Here is a 25,371-nt window from a genome sequence, read left to right on the forward strand (position 1 = left end):
TCTTATGACAGCTTGCTAAGCAATTGAAGAATAAACATTGTGTATCGCATTAAAACGGATGAATTTATCTAAATAAGGGAAACTAGATGGACATTTTAGATAACCCATTAGAACTATGTGGTTTTGCTTTTATTGAGTTTGTTTCGACGGAAAATGGATTAGATCAGATCTTTGAGACCATCGGTTTTACCAAAGTCGCAAAGCATAAATCTAAAAAAGTTTATTTATGGCGTCAGGGTAATATCAATATTATCTTGAACTATCAGCCTGAATCTTATGCTTCATTCTTCTTTAAAGAGCATGGTCCTTCAGCATGTGCGATGGGCTTTAGAACACGTGATGCAGCCAAAGCGTTTACCAAAGCCATTGAGCTTGGCGCAGAGCCAATGTATTCACAAGCTGGACCGATGGAATTAAATATCCCTGCGATTAAAGGCATTGGTGGTATGCCAATTTTCCTTGTCGATCGTGATATTTATGAAAATGATTTTGTCTTCTTTGATGATGTCGATCGAAATCCAAAAGGTACCGGTCTAAACGAAATCGATCACTTGACCCATAACGTTTATAAAGGACGTATGGAGTATTGGGCGAACTTCTACGAAAAAATCTTTAATTTCCAGGAAATTCGTTACTTTGATATTAAAGGCGAATATACCGGTTTAACCTCTAAGGCATTGACTGCGCCAGATGGCATGATTCGTATTCCATTGAATGAAGATTCAGACAAGGGTAATGGTCAAATTGCTGAGTTTTTGTCAGACTTTAATGGTGAAGGGATTCAACATATTGCCTTTATCACTGATGATCTGATTTCAACTTGGGATAAGTTAAAAGGTTTAGGGCTTAAGTTTATGACCCCACCACCAGAAACTTATTATGAAATGTTGAAAGAACGTTTACCTGATCATGGTGAACCAACGGATGAGTTGCAAAAGCGTGGTATTTTGCTGGATGGTAATACCAAGCAAGGTCCTAAAAAACTGTTATTACAGATTTTCTCTGAAAACATGCTGGGTCCAGTATTTTTCGAATTTATCCAACGTAAAGATGATGACGGCTTTGGAGAAGGTAATTTCAAGGCGTTGTTTGAATCCATCGAACGTGACCAAATCCGCCGTGGTGTGTTAGAAGCAAAATAACTCAGTGGTATCTACAACAAAAAAGCCAAGAATTTCGATTCTTGGCTTTTTATTGCATCTATACATTTTAACGCGTTTGAATATATTGATTGATTGCAGCAACTTCGCGTTTAAATAACTCAAGTTTTTCGCTGCCTTCATGGACAGAGAAAAACATTTCACTGTCCAAAGCTACAATACAAAACTCCATTGAGTGATGTGCATTAAAAATCGGTAAACCTACCGCATTGATCCCCACCAATAAATCACCTTGTGCAACGGACATGCCTTGTTGCAGGATTTTCTCTTTCAGTGTTAAAAACTCATTCCAGTCTGTAGGCTTAATCGGATAATGGTTTTGGGTTGCTTTTTCCCATTCAGCCAGCATCAGTGGCTTTATCATGGCTTCAGGCATATAAGACGCAAACACACGACCTGCGGCCGAATTGACCAAGGGCATGATCGAACCAACTTTGGTAACGATCGAAATCGGATGGTTGGATTCGATTGATTGAACCACTAACGGTCCTTTAGGCGACCATTTGCTGATCTGAATCCCACAGCCAATTTTATTCTGTAGTTCGTAAATCAGATGTTGAACCAGCTGTAATACGTCGGTATGTTGAATGCAGTTTAATCCTAGGCGCCATGCTTGATCACCCAAGGCATATTGTCCATCAGTCAGTTGCTTGGCGTAGTTCATGCGAATCAGGCTGACCAGATAGCGATGTACTTTGGCCGGATGCATATCGAGTTTGCTAGATAAATCTTTTAGTATAATCGGCTTGTTATGCTCTAAAAGGGCATTGAGTACGGCTAAACCGACCTCAAGTGATTGAACCCCACCAGATAACTTTTCTTCAATCATTCAATAACCCTTAAGCTGCCTTTTTTCACACATTGTTTGTTGCTGTCAATTATGGACAATTTATATTCAGCACATAATGCCTGAGCATTCAACAAAATAGAAATCATCTTTTTAAATGAATCAAATCGGAGAATTGTATAAGCATACAATTGTTTTTAGAGTGATTGCATTTTATTTTGCTGAGCGTACCATGCTTTAAAAATATACAAAATGCTTTGTATTTTAGCCAATAAAAAAGGCATTAGAATTTTACAAGTCTAATGCCATGTGGATTGAATTCGGTTTATGCGCCGAGTTCGTCTTCATGCAAGAAGTGCGTATGATGTGGAGCACGTTTGGTTCGGCTCCATTCATCCAACATTTCCAGTTTCATTTCTTCGGTAATCCGTGCAATTTTTGCCTCAGCATGAACATCGTTATAGGTCAGTTCAAGACGATGGCCATTTGGATCGAAGAAGTAAATCGAATGGAAGATGCCATGATTGGTCACCCCTAATACCTTAACTTCATTTGCTTCAAGATGAGCTTTTGCTGCCAATAGGGCATCTAAATCTTCAACTTCAAAGGCAATGTGTTGTACCCATTGCGGGGTATTTTCATCACGGCCCATATCTGGCTGGGTGGGTAACTCAAAGAAAGCCAGGACATTGCCTTGACCTGCATCTAAAAACAAGTGCATATAAGGATCAAAGGCTTTGGTTGATGGCACATGATCTTCTGCAAAGGCCAAGATAAAGTCCATGTGCAGCATTTGCTTATACCATTGAACGGTTTCTTTGGCATCTTTACAGCGATAGGCCACGTGGTGAATTTTTTTAATTGCAAAGCTCATCGTAAAACTCCTTTTCCTTTATTCCCAATCTGGTTGTTGTTCTGGTGTTGCATTCAAAAATGCTGGGAGGGTTAAGCAATATTGGTAAATCGATTCAATTTTTGGAAAAGCACTTAGATCAATTTTGAATCGCTTGGCGTTATAGACTTGAGGAATCAAACAGCAATCCGCAAAAGTCGCTTGTGTACCAAAACAGAATTGTCCATTGGAATGTTGCAATTGCATTTCTAAGCTGTGAAAGCCTTCTAAAATCCAGTGCTGATACCAAGTATTTTTTTGCTCATCGCTGACGGCGAGATCTCTTTGCAGATACTTCAACACTCTCAAGTTGTTGAGCGGGTGTATGTCGCAGGCAATGCTCTGGGCAAAAGCACGGACTTTGGCACGTTCAATCAGGTCTTTTGGCAACAATGGTTTTGTGGGATAGCGTTCTTCCAGATATTCCAAAATACTGAGCGATTGCAGCAAGGGCTGATCTTGGTCTATCAAGGTTGGAACAAACTGACTCGGATTAAGCGCACGATAGCTGGCTTGTTGCTGCTCGTTTTTGACTAAATGCACCGCTTCTGTTTCATAGGCCAGTTCTTTCAGATTGAGAGCGATTCGCACGCGATAAGCCGCAGAGCTACGAAAGTAACTATACAGTTTCATAGCGCTCGTCCTTTTGTTCATTAAAACTAAAGTGACGCGCGGGTAAAATGGTATTGGCAACCTCACCAAAGCCCACGCGAATACCATCTTTTTCACAGTAGCCTTTCATGACCACACGATCGCCATCTTCCAAGAAGCCACGTGTTTCACCATTTGAAAGATGAAGTGGTTTGGTGGTATTCCAAGTGAGTTCAAGCAAACTGCCATAAGAGTCTTCGGTAGAACCTGAAATAGTACCTGAACCCATTAAATCACCGACTTGAACATTACAACCCGCGATGGTGTGGTGAGTCAGTTGTTGTGCCATTGACCAATACATATATTTAAAGTTGGTTTGGCAAATCACATCTGCTTGAGGTGATTGAGGGGTTTGAACTTCAACACTCAGATGAATGTCATAGCTATTTGCAGTGTTTTCTTGCAAATAACCAAGTGGTTGAGGTTGTTGTTCTGGGCCTGTAACTCTGAAGGGTTCCAGTGCTTCCATGGTGACCACCCACGGTGAAATCGCACTGGCAAAGGTTTTGGCATTGAAAGGACCCAATGGTACATATTCCCATTGTTGAATGTCACGTGCTGACCAGTCGTTCAATAACACCATACCAAAGATGTGATTCCATGCATTTTCAATCGCAATAGGCTCACCCAATTCAGTTGCTTTGCCCACCACAAAAGCAGTCTCTAATTCGAAATCTAGTTTACGTGTAGCTGAAAAAACAGGACGTTCTTCATTCGGCAATTTGATTTGCCCAGAAGGACGGACAATATCTTTGCCACTGACAATCACAGAACTGGCACGACCGTTATAGCCAACAGGAAGTTCGCTCCAGTTTGGCAGGAGAGCATTCTTCGGATCTCTAAACATGGTACCTACATTGGTGGCATGTTCTTTAGATGAATAGAAATCGGTATAGCCAGGGACTTGAATCGGTAAATGTAAAACCACGTCTTGTTGTTTGAATAAGACTTGCTGACGTAAATCGGCATGATCACGTAAGGTGGGATTTTCTGTAGACAGTAAGCTTTGTAAGGTGTTGCGAACTGTATGCCAATTTTGTTTACCTGTTTCGATGAATTTATTCAGTGTTGGCTGATTAAAACAGTTTGATGTCGTGAGCTGTAATAAACCTTTTTGCTCTAATGCTGCAAGGTCAAGCACCCAATCACCAATGGCAACACCAACACGTTTGTCACCTTGTGTGGTTTCACTGAAAATACCGTATGGCAAATTATGTATTGTGAAATCTGATTGTGCATCAATCTCAAGAAAAGAAGTTAAGTGATGTGCCATGATTCGCTTTCCTTGTCTTTAATTCTGTTGGTCTAATCTAATTAGTGAGGGGGATCTTGATTAAGTAATTGATAGATAAAATGATCTTTAATTTTTTATCTGCCAATTGTGCTTTGCTTAAGTCAAAATTTCCTACGTCTTAATTTCTATCATACTGAAAATAATTAATTACGCAATACATAATTTAATTACATTATTCATAATATTTGTTATTTGTTGATTTTTCTGTTTATATGCGCGGTTATTCGAAAAGTGAACTGATTATTTTTCGAATTAGATATAGGCATTTGTGATTAACTTATGATATACGTAATTTCGTACATAAAAATTACGCGACAAGGATGAGAATAATCATATGTCAAAACAGGAGCAAGGAAACCTGAACCCCGGTTTAAGCAATCGGCACATCCAGCTTATTGCGCTAGGTGGTGCGATTGGCACAGGTTTGTTTCTAGGTATTTCACAATCGATTAAGCTGGCTGGCCCTTCGGTCATCTTGGGTTATGCGATTGCAGGGCTTATTGCATTTTTAATGATGCGACAGTTAGGTGAGATGGTGGTACAAGAGCCAGTCAGTGGTTCATTTAGCCATTTTGCTTATAAATACTGGGGCTCATTTGCAGGTTTCATGTCAGGTTGGAACTATTGGGTACTCAATGTTCTGGTCTGTATGGCCGAGCTCACAGCGATTGGGTTATATATTCAATACTGGTGGCCTGAAATCCCGACATGGGTTTCGGCATTGGCCTTTTTTATCTTAATTAACGGTATCAACCTTTTGCATGTAAAGTTTTTTGGTGAGATGGAGTTTTGGTTCTCGATCATCAAAATTTTAGCGATCTTGGCCATGATCGGCTTCGGTTCCTATTTACTCGCAACGGGGACAGCAGGACCACAGGCGGGTATCAGTAACCTTTGGGCATTAGGTGGATTCTTTCCGTTTGGTGTAGAAGGTCTGGTGATGGCAATGGCAGTGATCATTTTTGCCTTTGGTGGCATTGAGTTATTTGGTATCACTGCAGCTGAAGCACGCGATCCAGATAAAACCTTGCCAAAAGCAGTGAATCAAATTATCTATCGTATTTTGATTTTCTATATCGCAACGCTTTTTATCTTATTCGCTTTGTTTCCTTGGAACCAAATGGCACAAGGTGGTAGCCCATTCGTAATGGTCTTTGCTTCACTGGATAGCCAAGGCGTTGCGACCATGTTGAACTTTGTGATCTTGACCGCAGCAGTGTCTGTGTATAACGGAACTAGCTATTGCAGCAGCCGTATGCTGTTGGGCTTGGCTCAACAAGGTAATGCACCCAAGTTCCTTAAGAAAATCAACAAGCGCGGTATTCCAACCAATGCAGTCTATGTCTCTGCATTTGTGACGGTACTGTGCGTATTATTGAACTATGCATTCCCAGAGAAAGCATTTGGTTTGTTGATGATGTTAGTGGTTGCAGCGATCGTGATTAACTGGGTGGTCATTTCATGGACCCATTTAAAGTTCCGTAAAGCCATGCAAGCACAAGGGCAAACAACCAAGTTCCCAAGTATTGCTTATCCATTTAGTAATTATCTATGCATTATTTTTATGCTGAGTATTCTGGTGGTGATGTCACTGACTGCGGATATGCGTATCGCCGTGATGATGATTCCAGCGTGGATTCTCTGTTTGATGCTGGCCTATTATTTGAAGCAGCGTAAATTAAGAAATGCTCAACCCAGTATAGCGTTGAATACGGATGCTTAAGCTCGAATAAGTATTCTCAAATCTATTTCCGAAAAGGCTGGAATCGTTTCCAGCTTTTTTGTTTTTATGATTCGACTGCTGATTTGGGATGAGAAATTTATTTGATGTGTTTTATTCAGACTGTATTGTTGCTGCAATAATAAGTCATCATTATGTGAATAGTCTTCTATTTAATAAGCATCTAATTCGCTTATTTTCTGATAAAAATATTTTAGAGGCAGTAGATTATGACTAAGACTTTAAATTTATCACCGATCGTTGGGGTTGGCGTGATGGTATTAGACCAATCAGAACATGTCTTGTTAGGTTTACGTATTAAAGCGGGTGAAGAAGCTTCATGGTGCTTTCCCGGAGGCAAAATTGAAGCAGGGGAAACTTTTGAGCAGACAGCCGCTAGAGAGGCATTCGAAGAAACAGGGTTAAAATTAGAAATACAAAATATGAAGCCATTTACCGTCCTGATTGACCAATCTTCAAGGATCGTAAATACAACAATAGGACTGTCATTTAAATTGCAGAATAATAATCTGAAACAACAAATCGTTGTAACGGAGCCAGACATTTTTGAACGATGGGATTGGTTTAGTTTATCCGATTTACCTACGCATTTATTTCCGGCATCTGAAGCGATGTTGAGGGTTTGGAAACAAGAGCAACTTCATGAGTCATGGGCGGCATATCCGATAACTTTGTGAGAATAAAAGTTAATTTAACATCGCCTGCATGAATGAGTTATTTCGAAGTTCTCTGATCATTTTTCGGAATATTAAACACCCAGAAGAGGGTGTTTTTTTATTGATGATGAGAAGTGGCATGAATGATTTTGCTTCATTTAGAAAGAATTATGTATGCTATATCTGGTTGAACGCTCATTGAATACATTATTTAGAATGGTTTGAATGTATGATGCTCTTGATCTAAGTCCACATAAAGAATAAGCGCGTGTATGTTTGCTCATTGGTGAAAGTTCCAGTGCAAATATCCCAGCCATTATTTTGAGTTTTGCCAACTGAAAATGAATCAATGCAATCACTGACCATTAATACCAGACTCGCAGGTTTCTACTTTTTCTACTATTCCATAGTCGGGACATTCATGCCGTATTGGAACCTGTATCTGCAAGATCAAGGTTTTAATTACCAAGAAATCGGCATTCTTTCCTCAATTGCGATTATCACCCGTTTTTTTGCCCCATTGATTTGGGGCTGGATTGCCGATAAGTCTGGTAAACGAATGCTTTTGGTTCGCATTGCCACGTGGATGGAAGCCTGTATTTGGTTTGCCATTTTTGTGATTCCAAATAGCTTTCAATCCGTGGCCTTGCTGATGCTGATTTTTAGCTTCTTCCAAAATGCAATTCTGGCGCAATTTGAAGGGGTAACTTTATTTTGGCTTGGCGAAAAACGTGCAGAACTCTATGGCAAAGTGCGTAAGTGGGGATCCGTTGGTTTTATCGTAGGTGTATTTGTGATTGGGGCATTATTGGAAGTTATTCCAATTTCAATGTTGCCCATTTTACTTTTGGCGATTTCATTCCTTGCATTTCTTTGGTCATTTAGTATTAAAGAACCTGAGCATGCACCGAGTTCGCAGAAAAAATTAGAACCTTTATGGCCAGTTCTAAAGAAGCCAACTGTAGCGGCATTCTTTAGCATTGAATTTATTTTATTGTTTTCGTTGGCACCCTTTTACAGTTTCTATAGCAACTTCCTGAAAGAAATTGGATTTAGCACCACTCAAATCGGTAGCTTGTGGGCAATGGGCGTCATTGCTGAAATTGTGATGTTTGCTGTTGCACAAAAGCTGTTTTTTACACGCTTTTCATGGCGGACATTGGTTGTTATTTGTCTGCTTTTAACCAGCTTGCGTTGGTTGTTGGTGGGTGTGTTAGAGACAAACTATATTGGACAACTGTTGACGCAATGTTTACATGCTTTTAGTTTTGGACTATTTCATCTGATTGCGATGAAAGTCATTTTTCAGAATTTTTCGGCAGAACAGCAAGGTCGGGGACAAGCACTATACAGTACCATGTGGGGACTGGGTGTGGCTTCAGGAAGTTTATTGGCAGGACATTATTGGCAAATATTTTCAGGTGCGACGATTTTCTTCTGCGCCAGTATTGCCGTGCTATTGGGTTTATTGCTTGTAGTATGGCTGCCGAATCAAGTGGAAACAGCAGCCAATCGCTAGACTAGAGTTGAATATTTTTATACTGGGGCATCCAAGGTTGTGCTTGTTCCAGTTGGGCTGCAAGTTGCAGCAAGCGATCCTCACGACCAAAAGGCGCAATAAACTGACTACCGAGTGGCATGCCATGTTTGTTCCAATAAAGTGGTACAGACATAGCCGGTAAACCTGTGACATTTGCCAATTGGGTAAATGGCACCCAACTTAAATTGTCCTGTACCATTTTTTCAACTAATTTACCTTGCGCTAAATAATGTGCTTTTCCTAGTTTTAACAAACCTTTTAAGATCGGTTTCTGCCAAGCCGGTGTCGCAACTTCACCATTTTTAGGTGCGACAGAGGCAGTGGTCGGTGTTAAGTACAGGTCATATGTGTTAAAGAAAATATTCATCTGTGTGCTATACAGCCCCCAATTATTCAGGGTATGAATATATTCTGTCGCCGTGGTTTTAGCGCCAAAGGCAGCTAATGCAATTGAATCGAGTTCGAAATCTCGATCAGTCGCAGCTGCCATTTGCTTGATTTGTGCCTGCATATAGGAGAATTGACTGAACCATGTGGTGACAAAATCTTTTGCAAGTTCCAGCCCATCAATTTTCGGACGGTCTTCAACCACGATATGACCTAATGACGCCAACAGCTGAGCTGTTTGTTGCACCGCTAGAATTGCATCTTTAGATATTTTGGTCCCGATCGGTGATTGAGTACTGAAGGCGATTCTGAGTTTTTTCGGCGGTTGTTGGATGACTTCTAGATAGTTTTGTTTCGGTGCTTCGATTCTAAATAAAGAGGTTTGTTCTGGGCCTTGCACTGCATCGAGCATGGCTGCGCTATCTCGAACAGTTTTGCTAAGTACATGTTGCATGGCTGCACCGTGCATGGCTTCACTAAATTGTGGTCCCCATGGCGTGCGTCCGCGACTGGGTTTAAGCCCAAATAAACCGCAATAGGAAGCGGGGATACGAATTGATCCACCACCATCTCCAGCACCTGCAATAGGAACAAGTCCACCTGCAACTGCCGAAGCAGCGCCACCTGAAGAGCCACCGCTGTTATGTTTTAAATTCCACGGATTATGGCATGTCCCCCAAGCGTCAGGCTCAGTAATCCCTTTAATTCCGAATTCTGGCGTGTTGGTTCGTCCGAAAGTGACAATACCGGTTTGTTCCCAACGATTGACAATTTCTGCATTAAAGTCAGGCGTGTAATTGATCCGTTTGAGTGCATGGCTGCCGTAGGAAGTGGGGATACCCTGATATTCCTGAAATAGATCTTTAACTAAAAATGGAACACCCGCAAATGGACCAGATATAGCCTGTTGGGCACGTTGTTTCGCTTGTTCGTACATCGGGATAATGATGGCATTTAGCTTTGAATTAACTTTATCAGTTCGTTCTAATGCGATTTCGAGCAGCTCCGAAGGCTGTACCTCTTTGTTTCTGACTAACTCAGCTAACCCTAAACCATCGTACTGTACGTATTCTGAAAATTTCATGGCTTTTATCCCTAAAGCTAAATCTTTATAAAGTAAAAAGTTAAATACAATTTGAAAAATAGAATACCTGAAAAATTATCAAAACAAGCAATTAAATTACATGGTAAAAATATTGTGTTTATATGGTTATGAATGCATGCTTTTATCAAAAAATATGCTAATTTAAGCCTATGCACCGTTAAGATGACGACTTAATTAAATCTATGAAAAATATTTATATTATTGGATTATTATGGGCTTGCTCAACATGGACTATGGCAGAGACGGTCGTAAATGACAAAGCAACAGTAACACCACAACAAATAGCCAAAGCAAATGCGATTCGGGTCACAACTCGCCCTGAAATCATGGGGCTGTGGGGAATGGAAATTCCCAACAATAAGAAGTGTGTCGAATACTATAACTTCCGTGGCGCAAGTGATGTTGTGATTAAGAGTGGTCAAGAATGGTCGTATGGGTTATATGATTATCAGCCATCAGAAGATCATAAAGAACGCTTGCCAGCACTGGTTTTGCAAATTAAATATGACAATAATGAAATGGATTGTTCAGGTCAAAAGCAAGATCAAACGGGTGAGGTTTCCCAATATTTTGTAAAATGGGCTAATGATTCAACGATCGATTTTTGTGCCAGCGAGAAAGGTGATAAGTGTTTCGCGACCTTGCGTCGAGTTTTACCTTGATTGAAGATTATTATAAAAAAAGCCTCTTATAATTTAAGAGGCTTTTTTATTTAGGCTTTTTCAGCTTGTGGTTCAAGCTGCTTTAGCAAATGTTTTTCAAGGTAATGAATATCCATTGCCTGTTCGCAGAAATTTTTGTCTTGCAAGATCAAATCTTTATGCAAAGGAATATTGGTTTTAATTCCCGTCAAAATCATTTCATCTAATGCTTGGCGCATACGAGCCAAAGATGTTTCACGGTCTTTACCATGAGAAATCAATTTTGCAATCATTGAGTCATAGTAAGGCGGAATGTTGTAGCCTTGATAAATATGCGAGTCTAAACGAATCCCTGCGCCACCTGGGGCATAGAAATTTTCAATTTTACCTGGAGAAGGTAAGAACGTCGTAGGATCTTCAGCATTGATACGGCATTCAATGGCATGGCCTTTGACTTCGATTTGCTCCTGCTCAAGTTCTAGACCTAGACCAGCCGCAATGCGAAGCTGTTGCTCAATGATATCAACCCCAGTCACCATTTCAGTGACAGGATGTTCAACTTGTACACGCGTATTCATTTCAATGAAGAAGAATTCGCCGTCTTCAAATAAAAATTCAAATGTACCTGCACCACGATACTGCATTAACTTACATGCATTCACACATGCTTCTAAAATGTCGGCACGTGCTTGTTCTGGTAGGTTTGGCGCAGGTGCTTCTTCGAGAACTTTTTGATGGCGACGTTGTAAAGAACAGTCACGATCATACAGGTGAATTGCATGGCCATTACCATCACCGAGAACCTGTACTTCTACATGGCGTGGTTTTTGTAAGAAACGTTCCATATAGACCGTATCATCGCCGAACCACATTTCAGCATCACGTTGTGCAGCCTGAACAGATTCAAGCAGTGTATCGACACGCTCTACGATACGCATACCACGACCGCCGCCACCAGAAGCAGCTTTTACAATCAATGGAAAGCCGATTTCTTTTGCTTCAGCAAGGGCATTGTTAATCGTTACTGCATGGTCACAACCCGGTACGGTTGGTACGCCAGACTTTTTCATGGCAATAATCGCTGATACTTTATTCCCCATGAGGCGAATATGTTCAGGGCGAGGGCCGATGAAAATAAAACCAGAACTTTCTACAATTTCAGCAAATTCTGCATTCTCGGATAAGAAGCCATAACCAGGGTGGATTGCATCTGCACCTGTAATTTCTGCAGCCGTAATAATTGCAGGAATATTTAAATAGCTTTCGCTACTCGCACCCGGTCCGATACACACTGCTTCATCAACGAAGCGTAAGTGCATTAAGTCTTTATCAGCATCTGAGTAGATACCAACAGTTTTAATGCCAAGAGTTTTACAAGCCCGAGTAATTCGTAAAGCGATTTCGCCACGGTTTGCAATTAATACTTTTTGCAACATAGGAATCCCCAAACTGATTAAGCACGGTAGCGGAAAAGTGGTTGACCGAATTGGATCACTTCACCATTTTTCACGAGAATTTCTTCAATTACGCCGCTTTTTGTTGCTTCAATCGGGTTCATGATTTTCATTGCTTCAATAATACCCAGCGTTTCACCCGCAGATACCGTTTGACCGACTTTGACAAATGGTGCTTCACCAGGACTTGGTGCTGCATAGAACACACCAACCATTGGTGAAGTTTCAACAGCACCACGTGGTGTTTTTGCTGCTGGAGCAGCAGGTGCCGAAGCAGCAGAAGCTGCTGCAATTGGAGCCGTTGCGTAAACAGGAGTTGGACGAGTCAGTGAGATGGATTGATCACCTTCCTTAACTTCAATCGCTTGTAAGTCAGATTCAATCATCAAGTCGATGAGCTTCTTGATTTTACGGATATCCATGAGTGAGCATTCCTAAAAAGTTTAAATTAGTTAGAAGATTGAATTTTTTCGATAGCGTAATCGAGAGCAAAGGAGTAACCCTTTGCACCTAAGCCACAAATTACGCCAATGGCTTTATCTGATAAATATGAGTGATGACGAAATGCTTCACGAGCGTGAACATTTGACAAATGAACCTCAATAAATGGAATAGCAACACCGAGCAGGGCATCGCGTAAAGCAACAGAGGTATGGGTCAAGGCAGCAGGGTTGATAATGATAAATTTCACACCCTCATTTTGTGCTTGATGGATACGATCAACAATCGCTCCTTCCCAATTGCTCTGAAAAGTATCTAGTGTGAGTGATGCATGTTGGGCTTGAGCGGTGAGTTGCTGGTTAACATCATCTAACGTCAGATAACCATATACCTCTGGTTCGCGTTTTCCTAGCAAGTTCAAATTCGGTCCATGAATTACCAAAATGGTTGAGCTCATTCAGCCTGCTCCAATTCTAAATCTGCAAAAGTTTTTTGCAAGATGTCTGCAAAGTTTGCTTATTATGGCACAAAATTCTGCAATTTTTTTATAATTTGTTTTAATCAATGAAGAAATTTGCATACCAAGCATGGTGCATATAATGAAAACTTTGCAAGGAATTGGCAATGTTAAAATATGACAAAATTTAGTGTAATTTTATTTTTAAACATTCTAAACTGAATTACCCCATTTCGTTCATGGGATTTGTGTAACTCAGCAGTCAAACTGCTTAGATTTTCGTATTTTAGATCGATTTAAATCCCTAAAAAAGAATAGGATAAAAGGTGTTTGTAAGAGATCGGGTAGGACGGAAATTTTATACTAACATATTGTTTTTCAGTGTTTAAATAAATATTTTTGAAGATATTGAAGTCGACTGAGCTAAATGATGAATATTAAACATTTTGTGATGCTGCTGAGTCATTGAGTGCTATTGCGAAGCTGATACTTACTGTGATGTAAGATGATTAGAGATTGAACATTGCGATCGCTTGCACAGTTGGCAGAAATGATAAAATTTCGCATTCTGTATGGCAGTTAATGACATAAAAATGTCCGAAAAAGATATCTCTGCTTTCAATATGATAGTGAGTACTTAAGGGATTACTTTTGATTGGCGTAATTCCTTTTGGGTCTTTCAAAAGCTGTCTTGATCGTTAAAGACAGCTTTTTTTTGTCCTCAGTTTTATGGGCTGTTTGCAGCAGCTTGATAGGTTTCGAGCAACAGACAATTCTGTGCTTGCGTCAGATAAGTGTCTTGTTCTAGCTGCAAAGCATTCCATTTATGCATTTGTTGAAATAACCATTCAAAGTCTTGGGCTTTGGGTTCAGCACTGTTGAGTACAAAATTCCGAATAATATTTTGGATGGTAAAATACTTTTCAACATGAACGTCTGGCGAACAATGGAATTGAATGACATCAAATTCAATGAGAAGCTGCCAGACGGGTGCAAAATCTTCGAGTTGTCGTAGTTCTTGTTGTGCTTGAATAATGGCACTGGTCAATGCAATCAAAGTATGAGGGTGTTGCTGCGCCCATTCTTGAGTGACTGCCAAAACTTTATCAGCAACATTAGGAATGATGTGTTGACTCGTGCAGACGATTTGACTTAAACCCTGTAACTCAGCTTGCGTATTCCAGGGTTCACCCACACAAAAGCCATCCACCAGATGATTACTCAAGGCCTCGACCATATAGGGTGGTGGCAATGTTTTCACCTGAATTGATTGTGCGAGCTTCGGATCAGCCAATGCCAGCCATTCTCTTAAACAATAGTGATGAATTGAGTGTTGAAACACATGTGCCAAAGAGACATTTTGATGCTGGTGGATGTAATCTGTCAGTTTTTTGGCTGAACTTTCAGCAGAATCGTGCTTCCGAATATCGAGTGCATAGCAGAGCTTCTGGCTCAAACTAATAAAGGCGCGGTTTTCACTGAGTACCAATGGCGTCTGTAAGGCAATGCCAATTTGATCACTACCCACAGCTGCAGCAGGTAACATCGCAGACAAGCAATGAGCAGCATCGAGTAAGCCAAAAGCGAGGCGATCTCGTAAACTGGCCCATGATGCTTCCTTGACTAAATCGACCTTTAAACCAACATCTTCAAAAAAACCGCGCTGTTTTGCCCAAAGTAATGCGACACAATCAAGTAAGGGAATATAGCCAAGTTGTAATTCAGTTTTTTCTACTTTCTCTAATTCGACTAAATGGCTCATCTATTCATCCTTTAGCTGATTATTTAAAAGTTGTTGTGCATCGAGTAAACGCCGTGCCATTTCTCCAATGGTCATACGATGACTCATCGCATTCTTTCGGAGTAATTGAAAGGCGGTATCTTCAGTTAAGCCATGCAATTGCATCAGCAATACTTTGGCTTTTTCCACATCTTTGCGGTCTGCCAGTTTGGTTTTGGCATCTTTGAGGTCACATTCTAGTTTTTTATGCTTTTTATACTGTTCAATCGAAATATCTAAAATCGTGTGCAGACGGCTTGGATCAATGCCATCGACAATATAGGCGGTAATCCCTGCATCGATGGCTTGTTTAATCATGTCTTTGTCAGTGTTCTTGGTAAATAGAACCGTGGGTAGATCAAAGTTACTGACACAACTTTCGATCACATCGCGATGTGGGTGATCCATATCAAGCAGAATCACATCTGCTTGAAGGTGTTCGAGTTTAAAAATATTGAGATGATCGAGGGTAAAGCAAGCCACTACATCAAAGTCATGTTCAATTAAACAGGTTTTTATGTATTCAGCCCGAGCCTGGTCGTCATCAATAAGTGCGATCTTGAGTTTCGGCATAAGTATATAGGTCAAACGGTGGGGGTGATGCACAGGTGGTATCAAGTACTGTACGTATTGTTTTTCAAGCAAAATTAGTGCCAGTGAATGTATTTGCATTTCTTATTCGGTGCAATCGCTCCGTAAGCGTATTGTTTATGCGCTTTATTGTATCGCTGCTGCTGATGACTGAAAATGAAAAGTTAGATTTGCCAACTAAAAAAATAAAGATGTACTTTTTTGGTGCGTAAAAAGACTTGTTTTGAAGCAGTGCGAATTATGCTTTAAAACAGGTCGTTGTATCGAATGTAGTATCTTCAACTGAATTGATATCTATTAAAAATAAAGAATAAATGAATAAAGTTTATATAAAACAATGGCTATTTTGTATTTTGAAGATATTGATGAACACTTGGCACAGCATTTGCTAACTATTCCTTGAGTCAAAGATGACTTCTAAAAATTGTAAGACGGCCAACGATGTCCGATCTGATCGGTTTGTTGATACAGCGTGATGTATCAACAACACAAGATACGTTCAGTATGGGAGATGGCAATGTCTTTAGATTTATCGGCGAAAAAAGCCACATCAATCAAGTTATTTAACTTTTCAGCACCAGCAATGCGGGCCTTCCACATGAGTTGGCTTGCTTTCTTCGTTTGCTTCTTTGCGTGGTTCGCCTGCGCACCGTTAATGCCAGTCATTGCTGGTGAGTTTCATCTCACCAAAGATCAGATCGCCAATATCAATATCGCAGCCGTTGCAATCACGATTGTGGTTCGTCTCATCGTCGGTCCGCTGTGTGATAAGTACGGGCCACGTAAAACTTACACAGCATTGTTATTGTTGGGCAGCATTCCCGTGTTTGGTGTTGCGGCAGCGAATAGTTATGAATCCTTCCTGTTTTTCCGCTTATTGATTGGTGCGATTGGCGCAAGCTTTGTGATCACTCAATATCATACCAGCATTATGTTTGCACCAAATGTAGTGGGTACTGCCAACGCAACTTCCGCAGGTTGGGGCAATGCAGGTGGTGGAGCAACCCAAGCACTAATGCCATTACTTCTTGCCGCCTTGGTGATGTTCGGTGTTGAACAAACCATGGGCTGGAGAATTGCGTTGATTGTGCCAGGTGTGATGATGGTCATTGTCGGCATTCTTTACTGGAAACTGACTCAAGACAGCCCACAAGGTAACTTTAAAGAATTACGTGCACAAGGTGCTGTGGTTGGCAGCGACAAGAAAGGTGGTATGGCAATCTTGATGCATGCAGCTCGTAACTATCGCGTTTGGATCCTGTTCTGTTCTTATGCAGCCTGCTTTGGCATTGAAATCTTTATGCACAACATCATCGCGATGTACTACGTCGAGAATTTTAATTATGGATTAAAAGAGGCAGGTTTAGCGGCAGGAATCTTTGGTTTGTTGGCCCTGTTTGCCCGTGCGCTTGGCGGTATTGTCTCGGATCGAGTTGCACTGAAAAAAGGTTTGGATGGTCGCACTAAAATCTTATTTATCCTGATCTTGGGTGAGGGGTTATTCCTGATGCTATTTGCTCATATGAATAGCGCAGCACTTGCAATTCTGAGTATGACCATCTTTGCTTTGTTTACCCATATGGCATGTGGTGCAACGTATGCCTTGGTTCCATTTATTGATCGTGAAGCCTTGGGTGGTGTCGCAGGCATCATTGGTGCAGGCGGCAATGTGGGTGCAGTTGCAGCAGGCTTCTTGTTGAAAGGTATGGTCGATATTCAAACCTGTTTAATGGTTTTAGGTGGCTTGGTGGTCATTGCTGCAAGCTCAGTAATGCTCATTCGGTTTTCAGTAGAGCACAAAGAAAAAGAACAACAGCTGTTTGAGCAAGCCATGTTGGAACGTCGTTCAGAACAAAGCAGCGCAGCTTAATCAAAGATCAGATTTTAGGAGAAACACAATGAAATTAGTGATGATTGGTCACGGTATGGTGGGTCATAAATTCATCGAAGCCATCTTAGAGAAAGCTGATGATGAATTAGAAATAACAATTCTTGCTGAAGAACCACGCATTGCCTATGACCGCGTACATTTGACTGAATACTTCTCTGGTAAAACAGCAAAAGACTTATCACTGGCTCGTTTTGATTTTGCAGACGCACATGGTATTGATTTAAGACTGAATACCAAAGCAACTGCAATTGATAGTAAAGAGCAAACAGTGACCACCAATTTCGGTGATGTGATTCATTATGACAAATTGGTATTAGCAACAGGTTCATATGCCTTTGTTCCCCCAATTTCAGGGAATGATCGTGAAAACTGCTTTGTGTATCGTACTATTGAGGACTTGGATGCGATTCGTGCAGCAAGTTTAAATGCAAAGACAGGTGTGGTGATTGGTGGCGGCTTATTGGGGTTGGAAGCAGCCAAAGCACTACGTGATTTAAATCTGGAAACGCATGTGGTGGAATTTGCGCCGCGTTTGATGGCAGTGCAGATTGATGATCTTGGCGGTAAAGTATTGCGCCGTAAAATCGAAAATCTTGGGGTTAAAGTTCATACCCAAAAAGCCACGCAATGTATTGAAGCGGGTGAAAGTGCCACACATGCCATGAAGTTTGCAGATGGCAGCGTGCTTGAAACCGATATCATTTTATTCTCGGCAGGGATTCGCCCGCGTGATGAATTAGCGCGTGTCAGTGGCTTAGCATTGGGTGAGCGTGGCGGGATTAAAATCAATGATTATTGCCAAACCTCAGATGACAATATTTATGCGATTGGTGAATGTGCATTGTGGGATAACAAAATCTATGGCTTAGTTGCACCTGGCTATGACATGGCACGAATCGCTGCAAAACATATCCTTGCTGAAGATACGCATTGTTTCGCAGGTGCAGATATGAGCACCAAATTGAAATTGATGGGTGTTGATGTGGCATCCGTTGGTGATGCGCATGGGATGACGCCAAACTCACTCAGCTATTTCTATGCTGATGAAGATAGCTTGGTGTATAAAAAGATCGTAGTGGACGCAGACAAAACCAAATTGCTTGGTGCTGTATTGGTCGGTGATGCCAAAGAATACAATGATCTTCTGCAAATGATGTTGAATGGTTTGACGCTTCCAGAAACGCCTGAAAGTTTGATCATGCCTGGCTTTGCGGATTCAGGTGCGAAAGCAGGTGGCAGTGGTGTCGATTTACTGCCAGATAGTGCAACCATTTGTTCATGTAATAACGTCTCTAAAGCTGATATTTGCCAAGCGATTTGTGATGGCTCAACCTCTTTGGGTGCATTGAAGAAATGTACCAAAGCGGCGACCGCTTGTGGTGGTTGTGCACCTTTAGTCACGCAAGTGTTGAAGTCTGAACTGCAACGCCAAGGTGTAACGGTGAATAACCATGTTTGTGAGCACTTCCCATACTCACGTCAAGAAATCTATCATTTGGTCCGTGTCAATGAAATCAAGACTTTTGATGATTTGATTCATCAACATGGTCATGGTCTAGGCTGTGATATTTGTAAGCCGATGGCGGCCAATATTTTGGCATCGTGCTGGAATGATTTCGTACTTGAGCCAAGCCATGCGGGTCTACAAGATAGTAACGATTACTATTTGGGCAATATTCAAAAAGATGGTTCTTATTCGGTTGTGCCACGTATGGCAGGTGGTGAAGTCACACCAGATGGTTTAATCGCTGTCGGTCAAATTGCCAAGAAATATAACCTGTATACCAAAATCACAGGTGGACAACGGGTCGACTTATTTGGTGCGCAAATCCATCAACTCCCGTTTATTTGGGAAGAGCTCAATGCAGCAGGTTTTGAATCAGGTCATGCTTACGGTAAATCATTACGTACCGTGAAATCATGTGTCGGTAGTACATGGTGTCGTTATGGCGTCGATGATTCTGTTGGCTTGGCGATTGAACTTGAGAATCGTTATAAAGGCTTACGTTCACCACATAAACTGAAAATGGCCGTGTCAGGTTGTACCCGTGAATGTGCCGAAGCACAAGGTAAAGATGTCGGGGTGATTGCAACTGAGAAAGGCTGGAACCTATATGTCTGTGGGAATGGCGGCATGAAACCACGTCATGCAGAGCTATTGGCATCTGATCTTGATACCCAAACCTTGATTCGTTATATCGACCGTTTCTTTATGTTCTATATCCAAACCGCCGATCGTTTACAACGCACAAGTGTATGGCGTGACAATATGGAAGGTGGTTTGGATTATCTTAAATCGGTGATTGTCGATGATTCGCTAGGGCTTGCTGACGAGTTAGAACTTCGTATGAGCCATGTGATTGGTACTTATCAAGATGAATGGCGTACTGCGGTTGAAGACCCTGAGATTCGTAAACGTTTCCAAACCTATATCAACGCCAGTGCAGAAGAGCAAGCCGATCCACATATTCAATTTACTCAAGTGCGTGATCAGATTCGCCCTTTAAATGATGCCGAGCGCTCAGAAGATCGTATCCCAATGGTTGAAGCATAAGGAGAACTCAAATGACCAGTTTAAAGAACATCGATATGCTGCCAGAAAATCAATGGGTTGAGGTGTGTGCTCTGGATGACATCACACCGAATACAGGCGTAGGCGCATTGATTGAAGGTCAATCGGTTGCACTGTTCCGTGTTGGGCATGAAAAACGTATTTATGCTTTAAGCAATAAGGATCCGTTCAGCCAAGCCAACGTAATGTGCCGTGGCATTATTGGCGATTTACAAGGTGAACGTGTGATTGCATCGCCAATTTATAAGCAACATTTCAGCTTAGCGACGGGTCGTTGTCTGGAAGATAAAGACCAAAAGTTATTGGTTTTTCCAACCAAAATTGAAAATGGTCGTGTTTGGGTCGGTTCTGTTCCGCAAAAAACCTATATTACCAACAATGGCGCTGCGCAAGAAAAGCTGAAACTGGTGCTGATTGGCAATGGTCTGGCGGGTATGCGTTGCTTAGAGGATTTACTGGACATGGCACCAGATCGCTATGAGGTGACGGTGATTGGTGAAGAACCTTGGGGCAATTACAACCGTATTATGCTGTCACCAGTGCTTTCAGGTGAAAAAACCATTGATGACATCATGCTGCATCCACATGCATGGTATCGCGATAAAGGGATTAAATTTATCGCGGATGATCCTGCGGTAAAAATTGATCGTACTCGCAAAGTGGTACATACCGAGAAAGGCGAAAGCGTTGATTATGATCGTTTGATCATTGCAACAGGTTCATCACCGTTTGTTCCACCTGTGCAAGGTGTGGATTTAAAAGGCGTGATCAGCTTCCGTGATATTTATGATGTAAACACCATGATCAAATATTGCGAAACCAAGAAGAATGCCGTGGTGATTGGTGGTGGTTTGCTGGGTCTGGAAGCGGCGTATGGATTGAAACAACGTGGCATGAATGTGACGGTTCTACACCTGATGGATCGAATTATGGAACGTCAATTGGATGGTCGTGCCAGCCGCATGTTGCGCCATAGTATTGAGCAAAAGGGTATCAATATCATTACCGAAGCCAATACCGAAGCATTGATTGGTGAAGAGGGGCATGTCAGTCAAGTCCGCCTTAAAGATGGAACTGTGTTAGATGCAGATTTAGTCATTTTTGCTGTTGGGATTCGTCCGAATATTGCTTTGGCTCAAAGTGCAGGACTACGTTGTAATCGTGGCATCTTGGTGAATGATACCATGCAAACCTTTGATCCAAGTATCTATGCTGTGGGCGAATGCATCGAGCATCGTAATCAAACTTTTGGTTTGGTTGAACCACTGTGGGGACAAGCCTTTATTTGTGCAACGCATTTGGCTGAACATGGCAGCTTAACCTTTAAATCACCAACCGTACCAACACAGTTAAAGGTGAGTGGTGTCGACGTATTCTCTGCTGGGAATTTTGAACCGAAAGAGGATTATGAAGACATCATCCTTAATGATGATAAACGTCAAATTTATAAACGTATCATTATCCAAAAAGACAAAGTGATTGGTGCGGTTCTGTTTGGTGATACGGAAGATGGCATGTGGTATGCCGAGTTGATTGCAGATCAAACACCCGTTTCTACATTTAGAAACAAGCTGTTATTTGGTAAGGATTTTGCAATGAAAAAGGCAGGGTAAAAGCTAATTCTTTTGTGAAGAATAGATTAATTGTTAATGGTATTGCCGCATATTGCATGTATGAGCAGATGTTTTTTGTAAAGGCATTGCCTTACTTTTCAAGGATGAAAAGTAACAAAAATCCTTTGTTGAACTGACGGTACGTCCTTGCTACCGCAGTTCAACAAGGCGGCATCCATGCCGCCTGTCACGGTAGTGTGTGATGAGAAAAATCTAGTTTTAGAAAGATTGTTTAAGCTGAAACTGGAGAAGAACTCAGAAAGACTTTTGTTGGGCGTAGAGTTCAGTGGATTAATGAGGTAAAAGGGGCAGTCATGAACAGTATTCAAAATTTAGAACACAGTCGCTCCGATCAAGCAGAAACAATCATAACAAAAACAACATGCCCCTATTGTGGCGTGGGCTGTGGTGTGGATGTCAGTGTTCAACATAAAACGCATGGCACGATGGTACAAGTCGCCGGTGATATGAATCATCCTTCAAACTTTGGACGGTTGTGTATCAAGGGCAGTAATCTTGCAGATACGTTGGGCTTGGAAACTCGTGTCTTGCATCCGATGTTTGGCCGTAAAAACCATCGCACAGTCACTACATGGGATCAAGCCATCGAGAAAATTGCAGATCAATTTCAAGCCTGTATTGATCAATATGGCGCAGACAGTGTTGCATTTTATGTCTCAGGTCAGTTGCTGACAGAAGATTATTATGTGGTGAATAAGTTTGTAAAAGGCTATTTGGGCACTGCCAATATTGATACCAATTCACGCTTATGTATGTCATCTGCGGTTGCAGCGCATAAACGTGCTTTTGGTGAAGATATTGTTCCAGCCAGTTATGAAGATTTTGAACATACTGACATGGTAGTTTTAGTCGGCTCCAATACTGCATGGTGTCATCCTGTTTTGTATCAACGCATCATGCAGGCCAAAAGTAAGAATCCAGATTTATTTGTGGTGGTGGTTGACCCTCGTTTTACCAGTACCTGCGAGCAATCGGATTTACATTTGCCAATCTTACCTGGTCAAGATGTGGCTTTATTTAATGGCTTGTTTCAGTATTTATATCGCAATGATTGTATAGACCAGCATTTTGTTGAGACCTATACCGAAGGTTTAGCGGCACTTTTAGCTGCGAGTACCAGCGAACAAGATTTTGATGGACTAGTGAAACGGACAGGAATTTCCGCAGAAAAATTACAACTGTTTTTTGATAAATTTGCCAAGACGGAGAAAGTGATTACGCTATTTTCAATGGGCGTTAATCAGTCCTCTCAAGGGGTGAACAAAGCCAATAGTATTATCAATTGTCATTTACTGACTGGGAAAATTGGCAAATTAGGTGCAGCGCCATTTTCTATGACCGGTCAACCCAATGCCATGGGCGGTCGTGAAGTGGGTGGACTCGCTAATATGTTGGCTGCGCATCTGGATTTGGACAATCCCTCACATCAAAAACTGGTACAAGATTTCTGGAACAGTCCTGTGATTGCCAAGCAAGCAGGCTTAAAAGCAGTTGATTTATTCCAAGCAGTGGAAAGTGGCAAAATCAAAGCGATTTGGATTATGGCAACCAATCCTGTGGTGAGCTTACCCGATGCAGATCAAGTCAAACGTGCATTGGAAAAATGTGAGTTTGTCGTGGTCTCTGATATTTGTGTAGATACCGATACCACGGCTTATGCAGATGTATTGTTACCCGCGCTGGGTTGGGGTGAAAAAGATGGCACAGTCACCAATTCTGAACGCCGTATCTCACGTCAACGTGCATTTTTAACTCCGCCAAAACAAGCCAAAGCCGATTGGTGGGCAGTTGCACAGGTTGCGAAAAAACTAGGATTTAATGGTTTTGATTTTAATCATTCCTGTGACATTTTTAATGAACATGCTGCTTTATCGGCTTATCAAAATGCCAGTGTTGATCAACGTGAGCAAGTTGAAAATTTCCGTTATTTCAATTTAAAAGGTCTCATGAATTTAAGTCTGGATGAATATGATCATCTACGCCCAATCCAATGGCCTGTATGGGAGAAAGGTCAAAGTGTTGCGGTGGAGCAGTTATTTGATCGAGGTCGTTTTAGCCATAAAAACCAAAAAGCCAAATTGATTCCAACCGTTGCCATAGATCCAGTGCATGCGGTCTCTGAAGATTATCCTTTGGTGTTGAATACGGGGCGTATCCGTGATCAGTGGCATACCATGACTCGCACGGGTTTATCGGCAAACCTCACCACACACCGCGCTGAACCATTTTGTGAGATTCACCCGAATGATGCGTTAAAATTTGGTATTCGTGATAAAGCTTTGGTCGAAGTTCGCTCGGAATGGGGGCGTTGTGTGCTGCGTGTGACCTTGGCACAAGGGGTGCGCCGTGGCCAAATCTTTGCACCGATTCACTGGACTGAGCAAGTCGCTTCTGATGCGCGGATTGGTAAAGTGGTCAATCCTGTGGTGGATGCTATTTCAGGTGAACCTGAATTTAAACATACCCCTGTTGCAATTCAGCCGTTTCATACCACTTGGCAAGGCGTGCTCTATGTACGTGAAGGTTTTGAACATCATATCAAAGCTTCATTGCAAAATTGTGCATGGTGGACCAAGATCAAAACTGCAAAAGCGATTCGTTATGAAATTGCTGATCGTCAGAGTATTGATCAAACCCAAAAGAATTTAAAAAGCTTCCTACCTTTTGTCGATGAAACTTATGAATGGTTAAGCCTTGAAGATATTTCATCGCAACTCAGTCATAGTGTGATTTTAAAAGAAGGTATTCTGGTTGCCAGTTTATATATCGCACCTGCCGATCTATTGCCTGATCGGGATTGGGTGGCTAGCCTATTTAAACGTGAACGATTAAGTGCCCTGCATCGTAAAGCACTGCTGGCTGGAATGCCAATGTCCGCTGCAAATAATGATGGACCCTTGGTCTGTAGTTGCTTTAAAGTGGGTAAAAATAAGATTATTGAAGCCATTAAAACGCAAAATATCACGCATGAAAAACAAGTCACTGCATGTTTAAAAGCAGGCGGAAATTGTGGTTCCTGCTTACCTGAAATTCGTGGCTTGATCAAAACCTGTCAACTGGAGGCAGAAGCATGAATACAGAATATCCCGCTACAGATCTGGTGATCTTGGCGGGAGGGCAAGCGCGCCGCATGAATGGCGTGAACAAGCTACTGCAACAGTTTGATGATCAGATTCAACTGTTAAAAATTTCTGAACATTTTAAGACCCAAGTACAACATATCTGGGTGAATAGCCATCGTGATCGTTCGATTTACCAACAGATTGAACCAGATATTCAATGCTATGCCGATGATCAGCATGGTTTTTTAGGCCCATTAATGGGCATGAAAAGCGCATGGTCACATGTAGAATCTGACTATGTTTTATTTATTCCATGCGACGTCACCTATATACCAAATCAGGTTTTAGTCAAACTTCATCGAGCTTTACACAAGACTCCTCAAGCACAGGTGGCGTACGTCACAATGAATGGAGATGCTTTATATCCATTTTGTTTGCTAAAGCGAGAAAGTTTGTCGGTGCTGGAACAAGCAATCGCTGAGAAAAAACTCAGCTTGCGAGATTGTTTTAAACAATTGAATGCACAGACGGTCACATTTCAAAAACAAAGCCTGTTTTGTCATAGCATTAACTCCTTAGATGAGTTGCAACAATACAAGCAGATGAAGGTTTTTAAGCAATCTATTTCAGGTTAA

20 protein-coding genes are annotated in these 25,371 nt (G+C 41.5%); 10 read left to right on the forward strand and 10 right to left on the reverse strand.

Translation table 11 applies throughout. The features are described from left to right. The first annotated feature begins 86 nt into the window (after window positions 1–86). Window positions 87–1,142 (forward strand): 4-hydroxyphenylpyruvate dioxygenase, encoded by a 1,056-nt coding sequence (hppD, locus tag F887_RS10150; protein ID WP_005293573.1) that lies wholly within the window; start codon window positions 87–89, stop codon window positions 1,140–1,142. Window positions 1,143–1,209: 67 nt separating this feature from the next. Here hppD and F887_RS10145 read toward each other — a convergent pair whose 3' ends face one another. The 4 genes from F887_RS10145 to fahA all read right to left on the reverse strand — a co-directional run bounded on the left by F887_RS10145 (window position 1,210) and on the right by fahA (window position 4,763). Next, window positions 1,210–1,989: an IclR family transcriptional regulator gene (locus tag F887_RS10145; protein ID WP_005293575.1), complete on the reverse strand. Its 780-nt coding sequence runs from the start codon at window positions 1,987–1,989 to the stop codon at window positions 1,210–1,212. A gap of 283 nt (window positions 1,990–2,272) precedes the next feature. After that, the gene (locus tag F887_RS10140; protein WP_005293578.1) at window positions 2,273–2,821 is read right to left on the reverse strand and encodes a VOC family protein; all 549 of its coding nucleotides are present in this window, start codon (window positions 2,819–2,821) and stop codon (window positions 2,273–2,275) included. Between the two features lie 18 nt (window positions 2,822–2,839). Continuing rightward, window positions 2,840–3,472, reverse strand: a complete 633-nt coding sequence (maiA, locus tag F887_RS10135) for a maleylacetoacetate isomerase (RefSeq protein ID WP_005293580.1) — start codon at window positions 3,470–3,472, stop codon at window positions 2,840–2,842. Then, a complete protein-coding gene (gene fahA / locus F887_RS10130; protein WP_005293583.1) occupies window positions 3,459–4,763 on the reverse strand; it encodes a fumarylacetoacetase in 1,305 nt (434 codons plus the stop codon). The genes maiA and fahA overlap by 14 nt, the downstream gene beginning before the upstream one ends. Window positions 4,764–5,118: 355 nt before the next feature. On the opposite strand from fahA, the gene F887_RS10125 reads away from it, so the two are divergent. The 3 genes from F887_RS10125 (at window position 5,119) to F887_RS10115 (ending at window position 8,700) form a co-directional block, all read left to right on the forward strand. Further along, the gene (locus tag F887_RS10125) at window positions 5,119–6,507 is read left to right on the forward strand and encodes an amino acid permease (protein WP_005293585.1); all 1,389 of its coding nucleotides are present in this window, start codon (window positions 5,119–5,121) and stop codon (window positions 6,505–6,507) included. 227 nt (window positions 6,508–6,734) lie between these two features. After that, window positions 6,735–7,202: a nucleotide triphosphate diphosphatase NUDT15 gene (locus F887_RS10120; RefSeq protein ID WP_005293588.1), complete on the forward strand. Its 468-nt coding sequence runs from the start codon at window positions 6,735–6,737 to the stop codon at window positions 7,200–7,202. A 328-nt stretch (window positions 7,203–7,530) separates the two neighbouring features. Further along, window positions 7,531–8,700, forward strand: a complete 1,170-nt coding sequence (locus F887_RS10115) for an MFS transporter (protein ID WP_171067395.1) — start codon at window positions 7,531–7,533, stop codon at window positions 8,698–8,700. A gap of 1 nt (window position 8,701) precedes the next feature. Here the strand turns inward: F887_RS10115 and F887_RS10110 are convergent, their stop codons facing one another. Next, window positions 8,702–10,192, reverse strand: coding sequence for an amidase (locus tag F887_RS10110; protein ID WP_005293594.1), 1,491 nt, complete (start codon window positions 10,190–10,192; stop codon window positions 8,702–8,704). Window positions 10,193–10,395: 203 nt separating this feature from the next. Between F887_RS10110 and F887_RS10105 the strand changes: the two genes are divergently transcribed. After that, window positions 10,396–10,875, forward strand: a complete 480-nt coding sequence (locus F887_RS10105; protein ID WP_004807536.1) for a hypothetical protein — start codon at window positions 10,396–10,398, stop codon at window positions 10,873–10,875. A gap of 50 nt (window positions 10,876–10,925) precedes the next feature. On the opposite strand, the gene accC is transcribed toward F887_RS10105, so the two are convergent. From accC to F887_RS10080, 5 genes are all read right to left on the reverse strand, one after another. After that, window positions 10,926–12,290 (reverse strand): acetyl-CoA carboxylase biotin carboxylase subunit, encoded by a 1,365-nt coding sequence (gene accC, locus F887_RS10100; RefSeq protein ID WP_005293597.1) that lies wholly within the window; start codon window positions 12,288–12,290, stop codon window positions 10,926–10,928. Between the two features lie 17 nt (window positions 12,291–12,307). Further along, window positions 12,308–12,730 carry an acetyl-CoA carboxylase biotin carboxyl carrier protein gene (gene accB, locus F887_RS10095; protein WP_005293600.1) on the reverse strand — a complete coding sequence of 141 codons (423 nt, stop codon included), beginning with the start codon at window positions 12,728–12,730 and terminating at the stop codon, window positions 12,308–12,310. Between the two features lie 26 nt (window positions 12,731–12,756). Then, window positions 12,757–13,206: a type II 3-dehydroquinate dehydratase gene (gene aroQ, locus F887_RS10090; protein ID WP_005293604.1), complete on the reverse strand. Its 450-nt coding sequence runs from the start codon at window positions 13,204–13,206 to the stop codon at window positions 12,757–12,759. Window positions 13,207–13,933: 727 nt separating this feature from the next. Further along, window positions 13,934–14,968: an ABC transporter substrate-binding protein gene (locus F887_RS10085; protein ID WP_005293607.1), complete on the reverse strand. Its 1,035-nt coding sequence runs from the start codon at window positions 14,966–14,968 to the stop codon at window positions 13,934–13,936. Continuing rightward, window positions 14,969–15,559, reverse strand: a complete 591-nt coding sequence (locus tag F887_RS10080) for an ANTAR domain-containing response regulator (protein ID WP_004807526.1) — start codon at window positions 15,557–15,559, stop codon at window positions 14,969–14,971. 535 nt (window positions 15,560–16,094) lie between these two features. Between F887_RS10080 and F887_RS10075 the strand changes: the two genes are divergently transcribed. The 5 genes from F887_RS10075 (at window position 16,095) to F887_RS10055 (ending at window position 25,371) form a co-directional block, all read left to right on the forward strand. Continuing rightward, the gene (locus F887_RS10075; RefSeq protein ID WP_005293610.1) at window positions 16,095–17,447 is read left to right on the forward strand and encodes an MFS transporter; all 1,353 of its coding nucleotides are present in this window, start codon (window positions 16,095–16,097) and stop codon (window positions 17,445–17,447) included. A gap of 28 nt (window positions 17,448–17,475) precedes the next feature. Continuing rightward, window positions 17,476–20,022 (forward strand): nitrite reductase large subunit NirB, encoded by a 2,547-nt coding sequence (gene nirB, locus F887_RS10070; RefSeq protein WP_005293611.1) that lies wholly within the window; start codon window positions 17,476–17,478, stop codon window positions 20,020–20,022. A gap of 11 nt (window positions 20,023–20,033) precedes the next feature. Then, window positions 20,034–21,653 (forward strand): nitrite reductase small subunit NirD, encoded by a 1,620-nt coding sequence (nirD, locus tag F887_RS10065; RefSeq protein WP_005293614.1) that lies wholly within the window; start codon window positions 20,034–20,036, stop codon window positions 21,651–21,653. 314 nt (window positions 21,654–21,967) lie between these two features. Then, window positions 21,968–24,748, forward strand: a complete 2,781-nt coding sequence (locus F887_RS10060; RefSeq protein ID WP_005293617.1) for a nitrate reductase — start codon at window positions 21,968–21,970, stop codon at window positions 24,746–24,748. After that, window positions 24,745–25,371, forward strand: coding sequence for an NTP transferase domain-containing protein (locus F887_RS10055; protein ID WP_005293621.1), 627 nt, complete (start codon window positions 24,745–24,747; stop codon window positions 25,369–25,371). Before F887_RS10060 ends, F887_RS10055 begins: the two co-directional genes overlap by 4 nt.

Source organism: Acinetobacter sp. NIPH 2100, assembly GCF_000369805.1.
Classification (GTDB): Bacteria; Pseudomonadota; Gammaproteobacteria; order Pseudomonadales; family Moraxellaceae; genus Acinetobacter.

Coding starts and splice junctions, on each gene's coding strand:
- F887_RS10140 (WP_005293578.1), bottom strand. CDS start 2,821: ATGAGCTTTGCAATTAAAAAAATTCACCACGTGGCCTATCGCTGTAAA.
- accC (WP_005293597.1), bottom strand. CDS start 12,290: ATGTTGCAAAAAGTATTAATTGCAAACCGTGGCGAAATCGCTTTACGA.
- F887_RS10145 (WP_005293575.1), bottom strand. CDS start 1,989: ATGATTGAAGAAAAGTTATCTGGTGGGGTTCAATCACTTGAGGTCGGT.
- F887_RS10110 (WP_005293594.1), bottom strand. CDS start 10,192: ATGAAATTTTCAGAATACGTACAGTACGATGGTTTAGGGTTAGCTGAG.
- F887_RS10055 (WP_005293621.1), top strand. CDS start 24,745: ATGAATACAGAATATCCCGCTACAGATCTGGTGATCTTGGCGGGAGGG.
- aroQ (WP_005293604.1), bottom strand. CDS start 13,206: ATGAGCTCAACCATTTTGGTAATTCATGGACCGAATTTGAACTTGCTA.
- F887_RS10115 (WP_171067395.1), top strand. CDS start 7,531: ATGCAATCACTGACCATTAATACCAGACTCGCAGGTTTCTACTTTTTC.
- F887_RS10120 (WP_005293588.1), top strand. CDS start 6,735: ATGACTAAGACTTTAAATTTATCACCGATCGTTGGGGTTGGCGTGATG.
- nirD (WP_005293614.1), top strand. CDS start 20,034: ATGACCAGTTTAAAGAACATCGATATGCTGCCAGAAAATCAATGGGTT.
- accB (WP_005293600.1), bottom strand. CDS start 12,730: ATGGATATCCGTAAAATCAAGAAGCTCATCGACTTGATGATTGAATCT.
- F887_RS10080 (WP_004807526.1), bottom strand. CDS start 15,559: ATGCCGAAACTCAAGATCGCACTTATTGATGACGACCAGGCTCGGGCT.
- maiA (WP_005293580.1), bottom strand. CDS start 3,472: ATGAAACTGTATAGTTACTTTCGTAGCTCTGCGGCTTATCGCGTGCGA.
- fahA (WP_005293583.1), bottom strand. CDS start 4,763: ATGGCACATCACTTAACTTCTTTTCTTGAGATTGATGCACAATCAGAT.
- F887_RS10075 (WP_005293610.1), top strand. CDS start 16,095: ATGTCTTTAGATTTATCGGCGAAAAAAGCCACATCAATCAAGTTATTT.
- hppD (WP_005293573.1), top strand. CDS start 87: ATGGACATTTTAGATAACCCATTAGAACTATGTGGTTTTGCTTTTATT.
- F887_RS10125 (WP_005293585.1), top strand. CDS start 5,119: ATGTCAAAACAGGAGCAAGGAAACCTGAACCCCGGTTTAAGCAATCGG.
- F887_RS10105 (WP_004807536.1), top strand. CDS start 10,396: ATGAAAAATATTTATATTATTGGATTATTATGGGCTTGCTCAACATGG.
- F887_RS10060 (WP_005293617.1), top strand. CDS start 21,968: ATGAACAGTATTCAAAATTTAGAACACAGTCGCTCCGATCAAGCAGAA.
- F887_RS10085 (WP_005293607.1), bottom strand. CDS start 14,968: ATGAGCCATTTAGTCGAATTAGAGAAAGTAGAAAAAACTGAATTACAA.
- nirB (WP_005293611.1), top strand. CDS start 17,476: ATGAAATTAGTGATGATTGGTCACGGTATGGTGGGTCATAAATTCATC.